Origin of the sequence: Billgrantia endophytica, from assembly GCF_002879615.1 — a bacterium.
GTDB classification, from domain to species: Bacteria; Pseudomonadota; Gammaproteobacteria; order Pseudomonadales; family Halomonadaceae; genus Halomonas; species Halomonas endophytica.
This window is the reverse complement of record NZ_PNRF01000018.1, coordinates 28510-46865: the sequence shown is the minus strand read 5'-3', so window position 1 is coordinate 46865 and position 18356 is coordinate 28510. Positions and strand designations below refer to the sequence as shown.

Here is an 18356-nt window from a genome sequence, read left to right as displayed (position 1 = left end):
TATGGGAAGATGCGTGTTATCACGCTTGGGAGCAGCGGCCTTGTGTCTTGGCATGACTCATGGAGCGCTGGCCCTCGAAGCCCGCATCGATGGGCTGGAAGGCGATGTTGCGGACAACGTTCGCTACTACCTGGGTAGTCTGGATGCCTCTCAGTATGGCAGGCAACGTCTGGAGGGCGAGGTCCTGAGGCGAACCCGGGAAGCGATGCGTGTCTATGGGTACTACGAGCCCCAGGTCTACCAGCAGTTGGAGGACCGGGATCCCCCCCGCCATGTCACGCTCACCATCGAGCCTGGGTCCCAGGTGGTCATCGAGGTATTGGAGATACGCCTTGAAGGGGCCGCTGAGAATGACCCGCCTTTCCGTGACGTCGTGGACGCGTTTCCTCTCTCTGAGGGCGACGCGCTGCAGCATGCCCCCTGGGACCGAATGCGCAACCGGCTGGCCAACCTGGCACTGGAACGTGGCTACTTCGATTGGCGCTTCGATGACCGGCGCATGGAAGTGCGGCCCTTCGACGAGAGCGCCCGGCTCTACCTGAGCTTGAGCAGTGGTCCCCGCTACCGGTTCGGCGACGTCACCATCCAGGGCAGCCACATCGAGGAAGAGCGGCTACGCAACATGACGCCCTTTACCCCGGGAGAGCCCTATCTGGCCGGGGACGTGGCGCTCTATGCGCAACGGCTTGGGCAGGCCGGCTGGTTCAGCTCGGTCAGCGTACGCCCGCGACTGGATGCCCGGCGCCAACTGGCACTGTCGCCCCCCACGGTGGGATGGTGGAACGAGGTCGGTACCGAAGGCGAGGCGGCACTGCCACGTGACACCGCGGCCCGGGCGCAAGCCCCCGTGGGGCCCCGGCTCTCGGCCGAGGCGCTTGCCGCCGTCACCAATCTGCATGCCCCCTCCCAGCCCGAGATGCCGATCGACGTGTCGCTGACGCCCGCCGAACGGCATCAGTTCGAGGTCGGCGTCGGCTATGCCACCGATGTGGGACCACGGCTGCGCTTCGCCTGGTCACAGCCATGGATAAACCAGCTGGGCCATAGCCTCAACCACGAATTCTTCCTTTCACAGCCGGAACAGCAGTTGACCGGTACCTATCTGATGCCGCTGGCCGACCCACTGCGTGACCAGTATCGACTGCAGTACGGCCTGCGCCACCGTGATAGCGATGACACCCGCACCAGCGAAAGCACGATAGAGTTTGCCCGGCGCTGGGAGTTCGATAACCGTTGGATACAGACACTTTTCGTACGGGCGACGTTCGAGGATTTCACCCAGGGTGGCGAGGCCGATAGCGTATTCCTCTATTACCCCGGCGTCAGTTGGTCCCGCACCCGCACCCGCGATCCCCGCTTCCCCTCCTGGGGGGATCGCCAGCGCATCGCCTTCGAATATTCCGACTCCATGTGGGGCTCGGATGCGGATTTCCTGCGCATGACCGGTGACACGGAGTGGATTCGAATGTGGAGCGAGGACCTGCGCTTCGTGACCCGAGCCGGGGTGGGTGCCATCGAGACCAGTGATTTTTCGCAGATTCCCCCCTCGCTACGTTTCTTCACTGGCGGCGACCGCACGGTACGTGGCTACAGCTACGAAAGCCTGGCTCCACGCAACGAGGAAGGGCGGCTTCGCGGTGGGCAGCAGCTATTGACGGCCAGTGCCGAGATTCAGCGTCGCGTCACCGGCAACTGGTGGGGCGCCGCGTTCGTGGACACCGGGGATGCCTTCGATGACTGGGGCCCCGGCTCGCTCAATACCGGCGCCGGCCTCGGTGTTCGCTGGATATCGCCGGTCGGCCCCGTACGTTTCGACGTTGCCCACCCATTCGATGACGAGGATAACGCGTGGCGCCTTCATTTCGCCATCGGCCCGGAGTTCTGAGGACACGATTGCTGGTCTGGTCACTCTTGCGGCTGCTGATCGTGCTGCCGCTATGGTTTCTGGGCTTGGCGATCCTGGCCCTGGGCATCGCCCTGTCGCCCTGGGGGGCGGGGCTGTTGCTGGAAGAGGGAGCCAAACGGGGCTTCTATCAGTTGGAGAGTGCCGAAGGCGCCCCCCTGGATCGCCTCGTCCTCCACGGCCTGCGGCTGGAAGCCGGCCCAGCCTCGGTGTCGCTGCAACGTCTCGAGCTGGCCTGGGCCGACGACTGTCTCCTCAGGGGACGGCTATGCATCGAGCGCCTGGCCGTGGAGGGTGCCCGCATACGACTGACGGGCGGGGAAACCGCCCCTGCCACGACACCGGAAGCAACGGCAAGCGAGCCCATGGCGGATATCCAACTGCCGTTTCCCGTGGCGATACGGGCGCTGTCACTGGTCGACGTAGACATCGAGCTGGCTGACGGTACACGAGTTGTCGTCGATGAATTCTCTTCAGGCATTGACGCTCGAGCATCGCATCTGACCCTGCTACCTACACGCCTGGCCGGCCTGGGGGTTCACCTCCCCGTGTCGCCCGGCGCCCGGTTGGCCCTGGAAGATACCGGTGACGACATGCCACGCCTGGCCGCCGATGCCATCGATGCCACCATCGCGCTACAGTCACCGGCGACCGTGCCCGAAGCCGCAACCGACGTGCCACTGGACGAGCGGGAGCGGCTGAGACTTCCGGAGGTACACCTTCCGCTGTCGATATCGATTCCTCGTCTCAGGGTGGAGGACATCGAGCTGACCGGGCCGCTCGACTATGCGATACGTCATGTCACCCTCGGCCTCGAGGCCAGCGGACGGGAAGTCGAGATAACGTCCCTGGACGTCGCCACTCTGGATATCGATGCGCATCTCACGGCCAGGGTCGAGCTGCGGGAGGATTACCCGCTCCAGGCCCGCCTTCAGGCGGCGCTCTGGACGCCGGAGATCATGCCGGAGCTGGCGGGCCAGCGCCTCGAGCTGTTGCTGGATGGCAGCCTGGGAGACCTCACGGTCGAAATGACGGCAACCGGGCCCTTCGATGCCGACCTTTCGGCGCGTCTCGATGCCCTGTCGCCAACGCTACCGTTCACTGCCGCGCTGGATAGCGAGCTGCTGCAGTGGCCTCTGCCAACCCGCCTGACCACCGAAATGCCTGACCCGGTGGAAGCGATACACACCGATCCCTACGTGGTCGAGGACCTGGCGCTGCGCCTCTCAGGCAGCCTGGCGGACTACAGTGCCTCCCTGTCGCTGTGGCTGGAAGGGCCCGAGATGCCGCGTAGTCGGGTGGCGCTTTCGGGCAGTGGCGACCTCGAGCATTTCGCCTGGCTGCCGTTGTCGCTGACCCTGGGCAATGCCTCACTGGTCAGCCGTGGGCGAGTCGAGTGGTCCGAGGGGCTGGATATCGGTGCCGTCATGCGCCTCGACAACGTCGATCCCGGTCTCTTTACCGACGCAATCGAAGGGCGGTTGAATGGCGACATCGAACTTGCCTTTGCCCAGGGGCCCCATGGCTGGCAGTTGGACGTGCCGCGCCTGGAAATCGGTGGCGAATTGCAGTCGCTGCCGCTTTCCCTGCAAGCCCGTCTGACCGGTGACAGCCAGATGCGCTGGGATATCGCCCAGTTCGATTTCCGACAGGGCGACAATCGACTCAACGCCAGCGGCACGCTCTCCGAGCAGCGCATGGACCTGGACGGTGACATCAATCTGCCCGACCTTGCCAGCCTGCACGACGAGTTGGGGGGCAGCCTCGTCGGACGCTTTACCGGTGCGGGCAGCCTGGAGGCGCCTCAGCTCGATTTCTCTCTCGACGGCGACAGCCTGGCCTTTGCCGACAACCGCATGGAGTCCCTGAGCCTGGCTGGGCGCGTGCGCGGACTCGACGATCCCGCTCTTGATGTCAGTCTCGCCATCGAGCGGCTCAATGCCGGTGGCCAACGCTTCAGCGAGGTAACGGCCAACCTGGATGGCCGCCTGTCGGCTCACCAGTTGCGGCTGGACGCCGTGGCGGGCCGCGCCATGCCGCTCTCACGGGCCGCCCTGGCAGTGCAGGGCGGCCTCTCCGAGGACCGCCAACGCTATGCGGGGCGAATCGACCCGCTGGAAGTGGATAGCGACTTCGGCGACATGCGTCTCGACGATGCGCTGGTATTCAATGCCGACCTGGAGGCCGGCAGTGCCACCGTGCAGCCATTCTGCCTGCGTCGGGAGCAGGGTGGTCGCCTTTGCCTGGACGAAACGCTTCAGGCCGGTGCCGAACAGGGTCGTGCCGCGCTCACGATTCGCGACCTGCCGATGGACATGCTGGATGAGCTATTGCCGGAGGACTGGAGCGCCGCTGGCGAGACACGCCTGGAGTTGCTGGCGGAATGGCGCCAGGGTGGAGCCCAATGGCGCGCCGTGGGTGACATGCAAAGCGACCTGTCCTTGCAGGGACTGGATATCTATGGTCAGCCCTGGTCGTTGCCGGATGCCCGATTGAGCGTGGCGCTGGATGCCAGCCAGGTACGCGCCGAGCTTGGCGCGACCCTGCAACTGGCCGAGTCCGGTCAGGCGAGTCTTGCGCTGGCGATCAACGATCCCATGGGAGCCGGTGAGCTGGAAGGCAGCTTCACTCTCGATTCGCTGGACCTGTCTCGCTACCGTACCCTTGCCGCCGGTATTGACACCCTTGAAGGGGTCCTCGATGGCCGCGTCCAGATCGCCGGTGCCCGTGAAGCCCCCCGCCTGGACGGCGCCATCGAGCTGACCGGCCTGCGGGTGAGTGGCATTGACGTACCGCTGATCGTGCAGGATGGCCGCATACGGGTGGAACTGACCGGCGAGAGCGCTCGCATCATGGGCTTCGTTGCAAGTGACGAGGGGCGGCTCGTCATCGATGGCGACGCCGCCTGGCCATCGCCGGACGACTGGCGTATCGCCGTCGACCTGGATGGCACACGGCGGCCGCTGCTGGTCACGATGCCCGAGTTCGGTCGCCTGCGTGTCGCACCGGCAGTCCGCGTTCGGATCAACCCGAGCCTGCTGCAGGTCCGCGGCGCGGTGCAGGTACCCTGGGCTCGACTCGAGATAGGCGAGTCACCGCCCGCCGCGGTCAGCCCCAGCCCGGATGAGATCATCATCACACGCCGCGATGAAGCGCGTGCCAGACGCGCCGCCGAACTGGCGGAAGATGCCGGTCAGGACGAGGCGGCTGCCGTTGCCTTGCGCGAGGCGGGCATGGCTCTGGACGTGCTCATCGAGCTGAACCTGGGGCCCGACATGATACTGGATACCATGGGGCTGGTGACCGGGCTGCGCGGCACGCTCGAGGTGCGCCAGCAGGATGGGCCGGTTCAGCTGTTCGGCGATGTCACACTGACCGACGGGCGATTCCGTGCCTTCGGCCAGGATCTGTTGATCCGCCAGGGCCAACTGCTCTTCAGTGGACCACCGGACCAGCCGCTGCTCGACTTCGAAGCCATCCGCAATCCGGACATCACCGAGGACGATGTGATAGCCGGCCTGCGTGTCGGGGGTTTTGCCGCGGAGCCCAGCCTGACGATTTTCGCGGAACCCGCCATGGACGAAGCACGGGCGCTCTCCTATCTGCTCCGGGGGCGGGCACCCCGTGACGGTGATGCCGATGGCGCCCTGACATCGGCGCTGGTAGGGCTGACGCTGGGGCAGACGGGTGGTGCCGTAGGCGCCATTGGCCAGGCCTTTGGCATCGACGACCTCGCGCTCGAGACCGCCGGTACCGGTGATGAAAGCCAGGTTGTGGTGAGCGGCTATCTCACCGAAGATCTACGTATCAGCTACGGTGTGGGTATCTTCTCGCCCATCGCCGAGCTGACCCTGCGCTATACCCTGTGGCGCAACCTTTACGTGCAGGCGGTATCCGGGGCGGCCCAGGCGGTTGATCTGGTCTACACCTTCAGCCGGCCCGGCAGGCCGCCCCGGATTGATTGACGCCCCATAGCCGAAGCGGTGCGACATTCGCGCCAGGAGACCGAACATGATCATCGACCCAAGCCGCGCCTTGCCGGGGCGCGATACCCCTCTTGCCATCTCCGGCATGCATGCCGTCAATGGCCGATCCATGCTGCCCCCCTTTCCGGAGGGCACGGACAGCATCGTGCTGGGGCTGGGGTGTTTCTGGGGCGCGGAGCGACTTTTCTGGCAGCTTCCGGGGGTGTATGTCACTGCCGTGGGTTATGCGGGCGGCGTCACGCCCAACCCCACCTACGAGGAGACCTGCTCGGGCCAGACCGGACATGCCGAAGTGGTCAAGGTGGTCTACGATCCATCGACAATCGATATCGAGCTGCTGCTGCGAACGTTCTGGGAAGCCCACGACCCGACGCAGGGGATGCGACAGGGTAACGACATGGGGAGCCAGTACCGCTCGGCCATCTATACCACCAGCGATGCGCAGCTGGCGGCGGCCAGGCGCAGCCGGGATGCCTACCAGTATTCACTGGCGCAGGCGGGGAAGGGGAAGATCACCACCGAGATAACCCCGCTCACGGATTTCTATCCGGCAGAGGAATACCACCAGCAGTACCTGCACAAGAACCCGGGCGGCTACTGTGGATTGAAAGGTACCGGAGTCAGCTGTCCGATCGGCTGACAACCCTGCCCCGGCGCTCCTGCCAGGGCAGGGAGGGGTCTCCCCAGGATTCCAGCTCCCTGGCCAGGCGCCGGGCCAGCCAGGGTCGCAGGCGTCCATTGCGCCACTCCATGAAGCCCACATGCCCGCCATGGCGGGCGATTTCCAGGCGCACGGCATCGGATGGCGCGGGCAGGTTCTCGTAGAGGCTGGCCGGCATGAACGGATCGTCATCCGCATGCAGAATCAGCGTGGGGAGTTCGATCGCTCCCAGCAGAGGACCCGCGGAAGCACGCTGATAATAGTCCTCGGCGCCGTCGAAGCCATGCAGGGGAGCGGTTACGGCATCGTCGTAAGCGCGCAGGCTGTCCAGCTCCGCCAATCCATTCAGATCCAGCGGCAAGGGAAGCGCGCCTTGTTCGAGCTTGGTGCGAACCTTCCGTTTCAGTGCTCTCAACAGGTGTGACTCGTAGAGACGTGAAAATCCGCGATGCAGGGTATCGGCACTGGCCGCCAGATCCAGCGGAGCACTGACGATGATCGCGCCAGCCAGGTCGAGGCCGTCGCCGCCCTGTTCCGCCACCAGCTTCAGCAGCATGTTGCCACCCAGCGAGACACCGGCCGCCACCTTGAGCGCCTGGGGAAATCGATGGGACAGGTGGCCGAACAGCCAGTAGGCGTCGGCGGTATCGCCGCTATGGTATGCCCGCGGCAATCGGTTGGGATAGGCGCCGCAGCCACGAAAATGCATGAGCACCGCACGCCACCCAAGCCCCATGGCCGCTGCCAGCAACCAGCGGGCATAGGGCGAGTCGAAGGAGCCTTCCAACCCATGGAACAGGACGAATATCGGAGCCAGGGGGTCTTCTGTCACCGGTTTGGCCCAGTTGAGCTCTACGAAGTCGCCATCGGGGAGTTCGAGCACCTCCACGTCACGCGGTAGAAACGGGCGCGGCATGAGGCGGGGAAGCAACGTTTGCACATGAGCGTTGGAAAGCCCGCGTGGGGGGAGGAAATCGGCGATGTGATACGGCTCGCTCATGATGGCGTCACTCGGCCTCGCGCGTCAGGTTTTCTGCTCCATTCACCGTGATCAACAGGTCGTCCTCGATCCGGATGCCTCCATGAGGGGCGAGCCGGTCGACGTTATGCCAGTTTACATCACGACTGGCCGGCCCCTGTCTCAGGGGGTTCAGCAGCATGGGTATCACATAGAGACCTGGTTCAATGGTGACCACCATTCCCGGCTCCAGTTCACGCGTCAGACGCAATGCAGGATGGTCGGCAGGCGCTGGCAGGGGAGTCCCGTCAGCGGTGCAACGTCCCGCCACGTCATGCACCTGGATGCCAAGCAGGTGACCGAGCCCATGGGGGCAGAAGGCTCGCGTGATGCCAGTCGCCACTGCGGCTTCGACAGAGCTCGTGACGAAGCCGTGCTCGACCAACAGTGCTGCCAGCCCCTGGTGCATGTGGCCATGCAACTCCACATAGTCGGTCCCGGGGCGCAGCCCGGCGATCAGGCGCTGCTGCAGCCCGGCGACCCCCTCGACAAGTGCTGGAAACGACGCGTCTGCCTGGGGACCCGCCCAGGTGCGGGTAATGTCCGCGCAGTATCCGCGAAAGCGATGGCCGGCATCCACCAGCAGACTATGTCGTCTTGCGGGTGGTGTCGTGTCGTAGTGCTGATAATGAAGCACGCCGCCATGCTCATTGATGCCGACGATATTCCCGTAAGGCACTTCGCCTTCCCGTTGTCGCGAGGCCTTGAGGTAAGCAAGCTGCACGTCCAGCTCGGCACCGCCAGCCAGAAAGGCGTCGTGCGCCGCGCCATGTCCGGCCATGGCCTGTCGGTTCGCCTCGCCAATGCAGGCGACCTCGAACCCACTCTTGCGTACACGCCCCTCATCCAGGGCTACCAGCAGCGCCGGGGGATTCGCTTCGGCGCCCATGGACTCGGCCCTGGTCGCACTCACATCCCCAACGACCGCCAGCCGACCGTGGGGCAGGGCGGGAGGGACTTCGAAACGCCCTTCTACGATGTCGACACGCTCCGTCCAGGCCTCGTCCGGTAGCCGGGCGGGCAGGTGCCAGAAGTCGTCGGGAGCGTGCAGGTAGAGCACCGGGGTGTGGCCCGGGCGAATCAGCAGCCAGCTGAAGGCGAGGTAGGCCTGGCCGATCCAGTGCTGGAAATGGCCATAGGCCTGGAAACTGGCGAACTGATCGTCGCCGTAGTGACGAGCGGGATGACCGCTGTAGATCAGCACGCCATCGTAGCCCAGGCGGGACAGCACCTCGGCATAGTGCCGTTCGAGACGGTCGAGGTGCTGGAGCTGGAGATCGGCAATCGTGTCAGTCATGAAGAGGAGGCCTTCCGGCAGTCTGGAATCCAGGCCAGTGTAGCGCTCTGGACGAAGTTCGCGCGAGCCCGGAACTTGCCAACTCAGCGGAGACTGGAGCCTCACTCAGCGGAGGGCAGGGGGTCGATGCGATCGATCCGATAGAGCGTCTCCACCTGATCCAGCCCCTGGACGGTGCACTTGAGATCGGTGATACGACCATCCCCGAGCCCGTAGATCCAGCCATGGACAGCCAGTTGCTGGCGACGCTGCCACGCAATCTGAAGGATCTTGGTACGGCAGAGGTTGTTCACCTGAGCCTTGACGTTGAGCTCGCACATGCGGTCGACCTGGACGTCAAGCGGCAGGCCCTCCAGGGCTTCCCGGTGACGGCTATATAGCTCGCGTACCGAGTGGAGCCAGTAGTCCACCATGCCGCACTCGCCACCGGCCACCGCCGCGCGGACCCCCCCGCAGCCATAATGGCCGACGATCATGATGTGTTTCACCTGCAGGACATCCACCGCATACTGGACCACGGAAAGGGCATTCATGTCGTTGTGGTGGAGCAGATTGGCCACATTGCGATGGACGAACACCTCGCCGGGTGGCAGCGAGATGATCTGGTTGGCCGGCACCCGACTGTCGGAACAGCCGATCCAGAGGTAGTCGGGGTTCTGCTGGCGAGAGAGCCGGGCGAAATAGTCCGGATCTTCCTGGCACATGCGTTCGGCCCAGGAGCGGTTGTTCTCGAGCAGAGCGTCGATTTCCTTCGTCATGTCAAAGCATACCCGGTGTGTGAGAGGAGCGGTCTTCAAGCCAGCCAACCTCTTGTACCGCCGGCCGGAGCGGTGGTCAACAGTCACTCTCCCTGACAGGGGCCAGCACTGGTATTATCGCCACCATCCCAATGGGCTCCGGATCGGGCAGCCCGGTGTGACAAGGAGAACTTCGTGCCAGATTTCGACTATGACCTCTTCGTCATCGGTGCCGGCTCCGGTGGCGTACGGGCTGCACGCACCGCAGCGGCGACAGGTGCTCGAGTGGCTGTTGCCGAGGACCGCTATCTGGGCGGCACCTGCGTCAACGTGGGGTGCGTTCCCAAGAAGCTCTACTCCTACGCGGCCCACTTCCACGATGCCTTCGAGGATGCGGCAGGCTTCGGTTGGCGCCTGCCCGAACCGCCAGTCTTCGACTGGAGCACATTGCGCGACAACAAGACGGAAGAGATCGAACGCCTCAACGATATCTATGGTCGGCTGTTGGAAAACGCCGGCGTTCGTCTGATCAGCGGGCGGGCGCAAGTAGTGGATGACCATCATGTGGCAGTGTCCGGCGAGACCTTCAGTGCCGCCAAGATTCTGGTGGCCGTGGGTGGCTGGCCCTGGGTGCCGGAGTTTCCTGGCAGCGAGCTTGCGTTGACCTCCAACGAGGTCTTCGACCTCGACCAGTTTCCGCAACGCTTCCTCGCGCTGGGCGGTGGCTATATCGCCGTGGAGTTTGCCAGCATCTTCAACGGATTGGGCAGTGAATCCCACCTGGTCTATCGTGGCGAGCTGTTCCTGCGCGGCTTCGACCGCGAGGTAAGGGAATTCACGCGGGAGCAGATGGAGCAGAAAGGCGTCAGGCTGCATTTCGAAACCACTATCGAATCCATCGAGAAGGTCGAGACAGGTCTACTGGTTTCCCTGACCAATGGCGAGACGATAGAGGTGGATGCCGTGCTGGCCGCCACCGGACGCAAGCCGCATCTGGCGGGCCTTGGGCTCGACGATCTGACGATCCAGCTGAACCCTGACGGCACCCTGAAGGTGAATGACCGCTTCGAAACCTCGGTACCGTCCATCCTCGCCCTGGGCGATGTCACGGGTGGCCCGGAATTGACACCGGTGGCCCTGGCCGAGGCAATGCATCTGGTACGGCAACACTTCACGGATTCGCCGGCACCGCCGCTGGACTACCACAATATCGCCACAGCGGTGTTCTGCCACCCCAATATCGGTACCGTGGGGCTATCCGAAGAGCAGGCGCGTGAGCACTGCGGGGCCATTCGTGTCTACCGGACCGACTTCCGGCCGATGAAACACACCCTGTCCGGAAGCCAGGAACGCTGCCTGATGAAGCTCGTCGTCGATGACGCCAGTGACATCGTGGTAGGCGCTCACATGGTAGGAGAGGAGGCTGGTGAGCTGATCCAGGGCATCGCCATTGCAGTGCGAGCCAAACTCACCAAGGCGGACTTCGACGCCACGGTCGGGATTCACCCTACGGGAGCCGAAGAGTTCGTCACGATGCGCAGCGTGACCCGGCGTTGATGGGCGGGCGCCCCCGATGGGGCGCTTTACACGTCATTGACCGATGCTCGTCGTCTACTCCATTTGCACGAAATGCCCAGGGGCGACCTCGCGATAATTGCGCTTGGGTGGCTGATAGCCGCGTGGACGGACGGGGTTCTTCAGCTCGTCCACGGCAATGTTGCGTTTCATGCTCCTGCGAGCGGGGTCGGGCACTGGCACTGCGGCAATCAGCTTCCTGGTATAGGCGTGCTGCGGATTGCCGAATACTGCCGCACGGGGACCGATTTCGACGATCTCGCCGAGATACATGACGGCGACCCGGTGGCTGACACGTTCCACCACCGCCATATCGTGTGAGATAAACAGGAAGGCGAGACCGAGGCTTTCCTGAAGGTCGAGGAGCAGATTGCAGACCTGTGCCTTGATCGAGACGTCGAGCGCCGAGACGGACTCGTCGGCGACGATCACCTTGGGCTCGAGGGACAACGCGCGAGCGATGCTGATGCGCTGTCGCTGCCCACCGGAGAATTCATGCGGGTAGCGCCGCATCATGTCGGTGGTCAAACCGACACGTTCAAGGAGATCGGCCGTTCGCTCGCGCGCCTGCGCCTTGCTGCCGAGACCATGGGCGAGGAAGGGCTCGGAGATGGCGGTGCCCACGCTCATCCGCGGATTGAGGCTGGCGAATGGGTCCTGGAAGACCATCTGAACGCTGCGCCGCATGCGGCGCAGGTCCCTGGGGCCGAGCTTGAGGACATCGTAGCCGTCCAGTTGCACCTCACCGCTGCATGGCTCGACCAGGCGCATGATCGAACGCCCCGTGGTCGACTTGCCACAGCCCGATTCACCTACCAACGCCAGCGTCTCGCCCTGGGCAAGATCGAAGGAGACGTTCTCGACCGCATGTACGGCCGCCGTCTTGCGCTGCAAGAAGCCGGAGCGGATATCGAAGCGAGTGACGAGGTTGCGTACCGAAAGGATCGGCGTTCGGCTTCTATCGAGCGTGCCGGCCACCTCGGTCGGCTCGCTGGCCTGGCCTGTCTCGATGTCGACGATGGGAAAGCGCAGTGGCCAATCTCGATCGCCCATCGAACCGAGACGTGGCACGGAGCTGAGCAGTGCTCGCGTGTAAGGCTCGCGGCCACGGCGAAAGATCCCTTCCGTCGGTCCACTCTCCACCACATCGCCCCGGTACATGACCAGGGTGCGCTCGGCGATTTCCGCCACCACGCCCATGTCATGCGTGATGAACAGTATCGACATGCCATCTTCCTCTTCTTGAAGAAGCTTGAGCAGATCGAGGATCTGTCCTTGTATGGTCACGTCGAGCGCAGTGGTCGGCTCGTCGGCGATCAGCAGTTTCGGCTTCGATGCCAGCGCCATGGCGATCATCACTCGTTGGCGCATGCCACCGGAGAATTGGTGGGGGTATTCCCTGATGCGGGCGCGGGCGTTGGGAATACGCACCTTCTCCAGCAGCTCGATCGATTCGACCTTTGCCTGTGCCGCCGATATCCGCCGATGGCGGATCAGTGTCTCGGCGATCTGCCGTCCGATAGTGAAGGTCGGGTTGAGACTGGTCATCGGCTCCTGAAAGATCATCGCGATGTCGTTGCCCCTCACATCGCGCATTTGCTCCTCCGGAAGAGCGAGGAGATTTTGTCCGTTGAGCAGCACCTCGCCCTCGATACTGCTCGCCCCCTTCGCCAGCAGGCGCATGATGGCCAGTGATGTCACGCTCTTGCCGGATCCCGATTCACCAACGATCGAGACTGTTTCGCGTGGACCGACGTCGAAGGAGACGTCCCTGACCACAGGACGCCAGATATCGGCGGAACGGAAGGAGACGGTGAGATTACGCACCGATAGCACCGGTTCGGTCATCGCTGAGTCGGTCATGGCATTTCCTTCGGGATTACTGTCGGTGATCATACTCATCTGCCGATGGCGTAGGCTTGCATCAGACGCGGCGTGGCGGCTGCACGGAGCAGCCCGTCGCCATCGCGCCGTGCGGCGGTGAGTCGACCGATCGACCAAGGGTCGGCGACACTGACCAGGTGACCTTTATCCTTCAGTTCGCGCAGTGCTGCGGTGCCAATCGTTTCCTCGACCATCAGATTGCCCGGGCTGCGGGTGCGTGGATAAAAGGAACTCGGGAAGTGGGTGGTATGAAACAGCGGTTGATCGATGGTCGCCTGCAGGTCGCCCCCGTGGTGGACATAGCGCAGGAAGAAGGCGAGCTGCCACTGGTCCTGCTGGTCGCCGCCGGGGGTGCCGAAAGCCAGTGTCGGCACACCATCGCGCAGGGCGATGCTGGGAGTGAGCGTGGTACGTGGGCGCTTGCCGGGAGCGAGCGAAGTGGGTAGTCCCGGCTTCAGCCAGAACATCTGGGCACGCGAATTGAGGCAGAAGCCAAGGCCAGGGATGGTCGGTGACGACTGTAACCAGCCACCCGACGGTGTCACCGAGACCATGTTGCCCTCGCGGTCGATCACGTCGACATGGACGGTGTCGCCACGCTTTTCGCTTAGATGCGCCATGGTCGGTTCATATATCGCTCCCCCGATCATCCCTGCCGTATCCAGCATCGCCATCGTGGCGTCATGCTGAGTTTCGAAGCCGGATAGCCGACCGGGGCGCAGTTCGAGCGATGCGGTATCGCCAATCAGCCGGCGGCGCACATCGTTGTAGTCATCCGAGAGCAGTCGCTCGATCGGTATCTCGGCGAAGGCCGGGTCGCCGTAATAGACTTCGCGGTCGGCATAGGCGAGCTTCATCGCTTCAATGACCGTATGCACGAACTCGGCACCGGTCGGGTCCATGTCACCGACATTCAGTCCCTTGAGCAACGCCAGTGACTGGAGCAGCACCGGCCCCTGGCCCCAAGGCCCGGTCTTGGCGATCGTCCAGCCATGGTAGTCGTAGGTCTGCGGTATCTCGATGGTCGGCTTCCAGCGATCCAGGTCGTCGGCGGTCAAGACCCCCTTATGACGCGCACCGCTGGCGTCCATCACCTCTGCATGGCGGAAATAGTCGCTGATCGCCTCGGCGACGAAGCCGCGATAAAAAGCCTCACATGCCGCCTCGATCTGCGCTTCTCGTCCCTGTCGACTCTCCGCTTCGGCCACCATACGCCGCCAAGTCGCCGCCAGGGTGGGATTGCGAAAATTGGCGTATGGAGCGGGCGCCGTTCCATTGGGTAGCCAGGTCGCGAACGACGTCGGCCATTCGCGGCGAAAGAACTCGCCCAGCCCCTCGATGGTTGCGGCCACGCGCGGCAGCAGAGGATGTCCATGCTCGGCGTAATGGATCGCCGGTTCCAGTACGTCGCGCACCGACAGCTGGCCATATTCCTTGAGCATCAACATCCAACCGCCGAAAGCGCCGGGAATGACCGTCGAAAGCAAGCCATCGCCGGGAATGATCGACAAGCCCTCGCCAGTATAATGCTCGATGGAAGCGCCAGCCGGTGCGGTGCCTTGCGCGCATAGCACCTCCACCTTGTCCTTCGCTTTGGAATAGAGCAGTGCAGGCATGTCGCCGCCGGGGCCGTTCAGATGCGGCTCCACCACCTGAAGCACGAAACCGGTTGCTACCGCCGCGTCGAAGGCGTTACCGCCTTTTTCCAGAATGCTCATGCCGACGGCAGAGGCGATCCAATGGGTGGAGGTGACAACCCCGAAGGTACCGAGGATCTCGGGACGGGTAGTGAATGTTGGCATGGTGGACCTTTCCAGTAGAGGTTCGTGGTGCTGAACGGCGTTGATCCGATGTCTGACGGTTATACGTCAGGATTCGCGAGGATCGAGGGCATCGCTCAGCCCATCGCCAACCAGGTTGAAGCCGATCACCACGAGAAAGATCGCAGCACCTGGCCATACCGCCATCCACGGCGCCTGTGACATGAAGTTCATGGCAACGTTGAGCATCGAACCCCAACTGGGATTGGGTGGCTGCTGACCGAGACCAAGGAAGGAGAGACTCGCCTCGGCGATGATCGCCGTGGCCACGGTCAGCGTCGCCTGGACCAGTATCGGGGGGAAGACGTTAGGCACGATGTAACGACGCAGGATCGCCAGGTTGCCGAGTCCGATCGAACGCGCTCCCTCGACATAGTCTTCGGTTTTGACCGATAGCACCTGGCCGCGGGTCAGCCGCACGAATATCGGCATTGCAGAGAGGCCGATGGCGATCATGGCGTTGGATAGACTCGGCCCCAGAAACGCGGCCAACGCGATCGCAGTGATCAGGAAGGGCATGGCGAGGAAGGCTTCCGTCACCCGGGAGATCAGCATATCGATCCAGCCGCCGAAGTAGCCCGAGACGAGACCGATCGGTACGCCGATCACGACGGCGATCGTGACGGAGAATATCCCCGCCATGAGCGAGGCCTGCGCCCCCCAGATCAAGCGTGAAAGCAGGTCGCGCCCTATCTCGTCGGTACCCAGCCAATGGGCGGCGGAAGGAGGCTGACGGATCGCCGACCAGTCAGTCGCGATCGGATCGGCGATCGGTAGGATTGGGGCAGCAAGCGCGAGCAAGGCGGAGATCAAGATGATACAGAGTCCAACCAGCGCCGCCTTGTTGGCCTTGAACTTGCGCCAGGCGCGGCGTCCAGGCGTCTCCTCGTGCGTCACCGGTAGCGCATGGGTAAGAGGCATCATAGCGAGGCCCTCATGCGAGGATTGAGCAGGACGTAGAGAATGTCGGCAAGCAGATTCATCAGGATGAAGGCAGCCGCGGTGCAAAGGACCACGCCCTGTACCACCGCGTAGTCGCGGTTGAAGACGGCGTCGACGATGAGCTTGCCAAAGCCGGGGATGGTGAATATCTGCTCGGTCAATACCGCGCCGGCAAGAAGGTCACCGAACAGCAGGGCAGACAGCGTGATGATGGGCAGCAACCCGTTGCGGAGGCCGTGCTCGATCACTACCGTGCGTTCTGACAGCCCCTTTGCCCGCGCGGTGCGGATATAGTCGGCGCGCAGCACACCGAGCATCGAGGAGCGCGTATGGCGCATCAGCATCGCGGCGAGTGGTGTCGAAAGGACGAAGGCTGGCATGACCATGGTCTTGAGCGAGCGCAGCGGGTCGACGAAGAACGGGTAGTAGCCCGAGGCGGGAAGCCAGCCGAGGTGAACGGAGACGAGAAGAATCAACATGATACCGAGCCAGAAGTTCGGGATCGACAGGCCGGAAAGTGCGACGAGATTGGCGAGGTAGTCCAGGGCCGTATTCTTGTGTACGGCGGCGAGAATTCCGGCAGGGATGCCGATCAGTACCGCGAAGATCATCGCCATCACGGCGAGTTGAATGGTGACCGGTAACTTCTGCAGAATCAGTTCCGTCACCGGCTGATTGGTCCGCAGCGAGGTGCCGAGATCACCACGCAGTACGTCACCGAGCCAGTAGAAATATTGGTAGACTACCGGGTCGTTGAGCCGATATTGCTCCCTGAGATAGGCGATGACCTCGGGGTCGCGCTCCTCGCCCGCCATGGCCAGTACCGGGTCGCCCGGCAATAGCTTCTGGAGCAGAAAGACGAATATCGAAATGATCAGGAGCGTTGGAATCGCAACGAGCAAGCGCTTGGCTATATAAGCGTACATGAGAGCATCGACCGAGTCAGAGAGACTGGAAGGGGCGCTTGGATCATCGGGCCCGTGCGCCCCCGCGAGGCAAAAGGCTACTCGGCGATCTGCATGCCGGTCAGTCGGATCATGCCATCCGGAGAGGGAACGAAGCCCTCGATGGCCTCATCCATCGCCCAGATATAGGACTGGTGGCCAAGATAGATGACTGGCATGTCGTCCTGAAGAATCTGCGTCGCGGCGTCGTACCGCTCCTTGCGCGCCGACGGCTCGGTGAAGGTGCGCGCCTCATCGAGCAGTGCGTCGACCTCGGGATTGCAGTAACGCACGTCATTGATGCCGCCTTCGCAAGTGACGAACTGGTGAAGGTTACCGTCTGGATCGATGCGCCCGGACCAGTCGGAACGGCTGAGCTGGAAGTTGCCAGCGGTCTGCTCCGACAGCAGTGTCGTGTATTCGGTCGCCTGGAGGCGTACGTCGAAGCCGGCTTCGGCCACCATCGATTGCACGACCTGCATCATCTGCATCTGCACGGGATTGTTGCCGACCTGCAGCTCGACTTCCAGTCGCTCGAAGCCAGCCTCCTGCATCAGCGCACGGGCCGCCTCGACGTCACGTTCGGGAACGGGAATGTCGGCGTTATACCAGGGGCTGCTCGGTGGGAAGGGTTGGTTACCGGGCGACTGGGTGCCCTCGAAGACGACCTGATTGATGGCATCGCGGTCGATGGCCAGCGAGAAGGCCTGACGCAGCCGGTTGTCGTTGCCCATCGGGTTGTCGGCGCGCGGGCCGTTATCGATATTGACGTAGAGTGCCTGGTAGCCAAGGCCAACGACTTCCTCGTAGGTAAGGTTGGCAGCATTCTGGACAGCCGTCGCATCGGAGGCGGCCAGGCGTTCCAGCATATTGATATCGCCGGAGCGGAGATTGGCGAGGCGCACCGTGGCATCCGGGATAGGTAGATAAGTTACGCGGTCGATGAAGATATTCTCCGCGTTCCAGTAGTCCTCGAACTTCTCCAGGACGATTCGGTCCTGTTGCACGCGTTCGACGAAGCGCATGGGGCCGGAGCAGACCGGATTGGAGCCAAAATTCGCGCCCATCTCCTCGAAGGCTTCGGGTGACAGCATCATCCCTGCTCGATCGGTGAGCTGGGCCAGTAGCGATGCATCCGGGCTCGTCAGCGTGAAGGTGACCTGATAGTCGCCGGTTGCCTCGACGGTGTCGACGGAGGCGAGTTCGCTCCGGCGGCGCGATTCCGGCAGCGTCATGGCGCGCTCGATATTGGCGACGACGGCCTGAGCATCGAATGGCGTGCCATCATGGAAGACGACGCCTTCGCGAAGGTCCATGACCAACTGCGAAGCGTCGTCCGACCATTCCCAATCGGTGGCGAGTTGGGGCACGATCTCGAGCTCCGGAGTAATGTCGACGAGCTTGTCGCAGAGCCCCGCATAGACGATACGACCGACGAAGGTGCGCGACTGGTGGGGATCGAGAACGTCCGGGTCGTCCTGAAGACCGATGCGCAATTCTGCCGCCATGATGGGGAACGAGAACAATACGCCTGTCAGCGCACCACCGATGCAAGTCAGTTTTTTCATACTGTTACCACCCTCTGTCAT

At 63.3% G+C, this 18356-nt stretch carries 12 protein-coding genes; 4 read left to right on the top strand and 8 right to left on the bottom strand.

Annotation, left to right across the window (positions count from 1 at the left end; all coding sequences use genetic code 11):
- Nucleotide 1: 1 nt before the first annotated feature.
- Genes tamA through msrA form a run of 3 tightly spaced genes read left to right on the top strand, consistent with a single transcriptional unit; the run spans nt 2 to nt 6529 of the window.
- A complete protein-coding gene (gene tamA / locus C1H69_RS09370) occupies nt 2-1885 on the top strand; it encodes an autotransporter assembly complex protein TamA (RefSeq protein WP_102653141.1) in 1884 nt (627 codons plus the stop codon).
- Nucleotides 1849-5868, top strand: coding sequence for an autotransporter assembly complex protein TamB (tamB, locus tag C1H69_RS09365; RefSeq protein ID WP_240609891.1), 4020 nt, complete (start codon nt 1849-1851; stop codon nt 5866-5868). The genes tamA and tamB overlap by 37 nt, the downstream gene beginning before the upstream one ends.
- 46 nt (nt 5869-5914) lie before the next feature.
- Nucleotides 5915-6529: a peptide-methionine (S)-S-oxide reductase MsrA gene (msrA, locus tag C1H69_RS09360; RefSeq protein ID WP_102653140.1), complete on the top strand. Its 615-nt coding sequence runs from the start codon at nt 5915-5917 to the stop codon at nt 6527-6529.
- On the opposite strand, the gene C1H69_RS09355 is transcribed toward msrA, so the two are convergent.
- From C1H69_RS09355 to can, 3 genes are all read right to left on the bottom strand, one after another.
- The gene (locus C1H69_RS09355; protein ID WP_102653139.1) at nt 6510-7550 is read right to left on the bottom strand and encodes a hydrolase; all 1041 of its coding nucleotides are present in this window, start codon (nt 7548-7550) and stop codon (nt 6510-6512) included. The genes msrA and C1H69_RS09355 overlap by 20 nt on opposite strands.
- A 7-nt stretch (nt 7551-7557) precedes the next feature.
- Complete coding sequence (gene pepQ, locus C1H69_RS09350) at nt 7558-8865, bottom strand: Xaa-Pro dipeptidase (RefSeq protein ID WP_102653138.1); 1308 nt, start codon at nt 8863-8865, stop codon at nt 7558-7560.
- A gap of 101 nt (nt 8866-8966) precedes the next feature.
- Nucleotides 8967-9623 (bottom strand): carbonate dehydratase, encoded by a 657-nt coding sequence (gene can / locus C1H69_RS09345; RefSeq protein WP_102653137.1) that lies wholly within the window; start codon nt 9621-9623, stop codon nt 8967-8969.
- 174 nt (nt 9624-9797) lie between these two features.
- On the opposite strand from can, the gene gorA reads away from it, so the two are divergent.
- Nucleotides 9798-11159: a glutathione-disulfide reductase gene (gorA, locus tag C1H69_RS09340; RefSeq protein WP_102653136.1), complete on the top strand. Its 1362-nt coding sequence runs from the start codon at nt 9798-9800 to the stop codon at nt 11157-11159.
- 54 nt (nt 11160-11213) lie between these two features.
- On the opposite strand, the gene C1H69_RS09335 is transcribed toward gorA, so the two are convergent.
- From C1H69_RS09335 to C1H69_RS09315, 5 genes are all read right to left on the bottom strand, one after another.
- Nucleotides 11214-13040, bottom strand: coding sequence for an ABC transporter ATP-binding protein (locus tag C1H69_RS09335; protein ID WP_102653135.1), 1827 nt, complete (start codon nt 13038-13040; stop codon nt 11214-11216).
- 35 nt (nt 13041-13075) lie between these two features.
- Nucleotides 13076-14863: a gamma-glutamyltransferase family protein gene (locus tag C1H69_RS09330; RefSeq protein ID WP_102653134.1), complete on the bottom strand. Its 1788-nt coding sequence runs from the start codon at nt 14861-14863 to the stop codon at nt 13076-13078.
- 66 nt (nt 14864-14929) lie between these two features.
- Nucleotides 14930-15805: an ABC transporter permease gene (locus tag C1H69_RS09325; protein WP_102653133.1), complete on the bottom strand. Its 876-nt coding sequence runs from the start codon at nt 15803-15805 to the stop codon at nt 14930-14932.
- Nucleotides 15802-16749: an ABC transporter permease gene (locus C1H69_RS09320; protein ID WP_102653132.1), complete on the bottom strand. Its 948-nt coding sequence runs from the start codon at nt 16747-16749 to the stop codon at nt 15802-15804. The genes C1H69_RS09325 and C1H69_RS09320 overlap by 4 nt, the downstream gene beginning before the upstream one ends.
- A 77-nt stretch (nt 16750-16826) precedes the next feature.
- A complete protein-coding gene (locus C1H69_RS09315; protein WP_102653154.1) occupies nt 16827-18335 on the bottom strand; it encodes an ABC transporter substrate-binding protein in 1509 nt (502 codons plus the stop codon).
- Nucleotides 18336-18356: the final 21 nt, after the last annotated feature.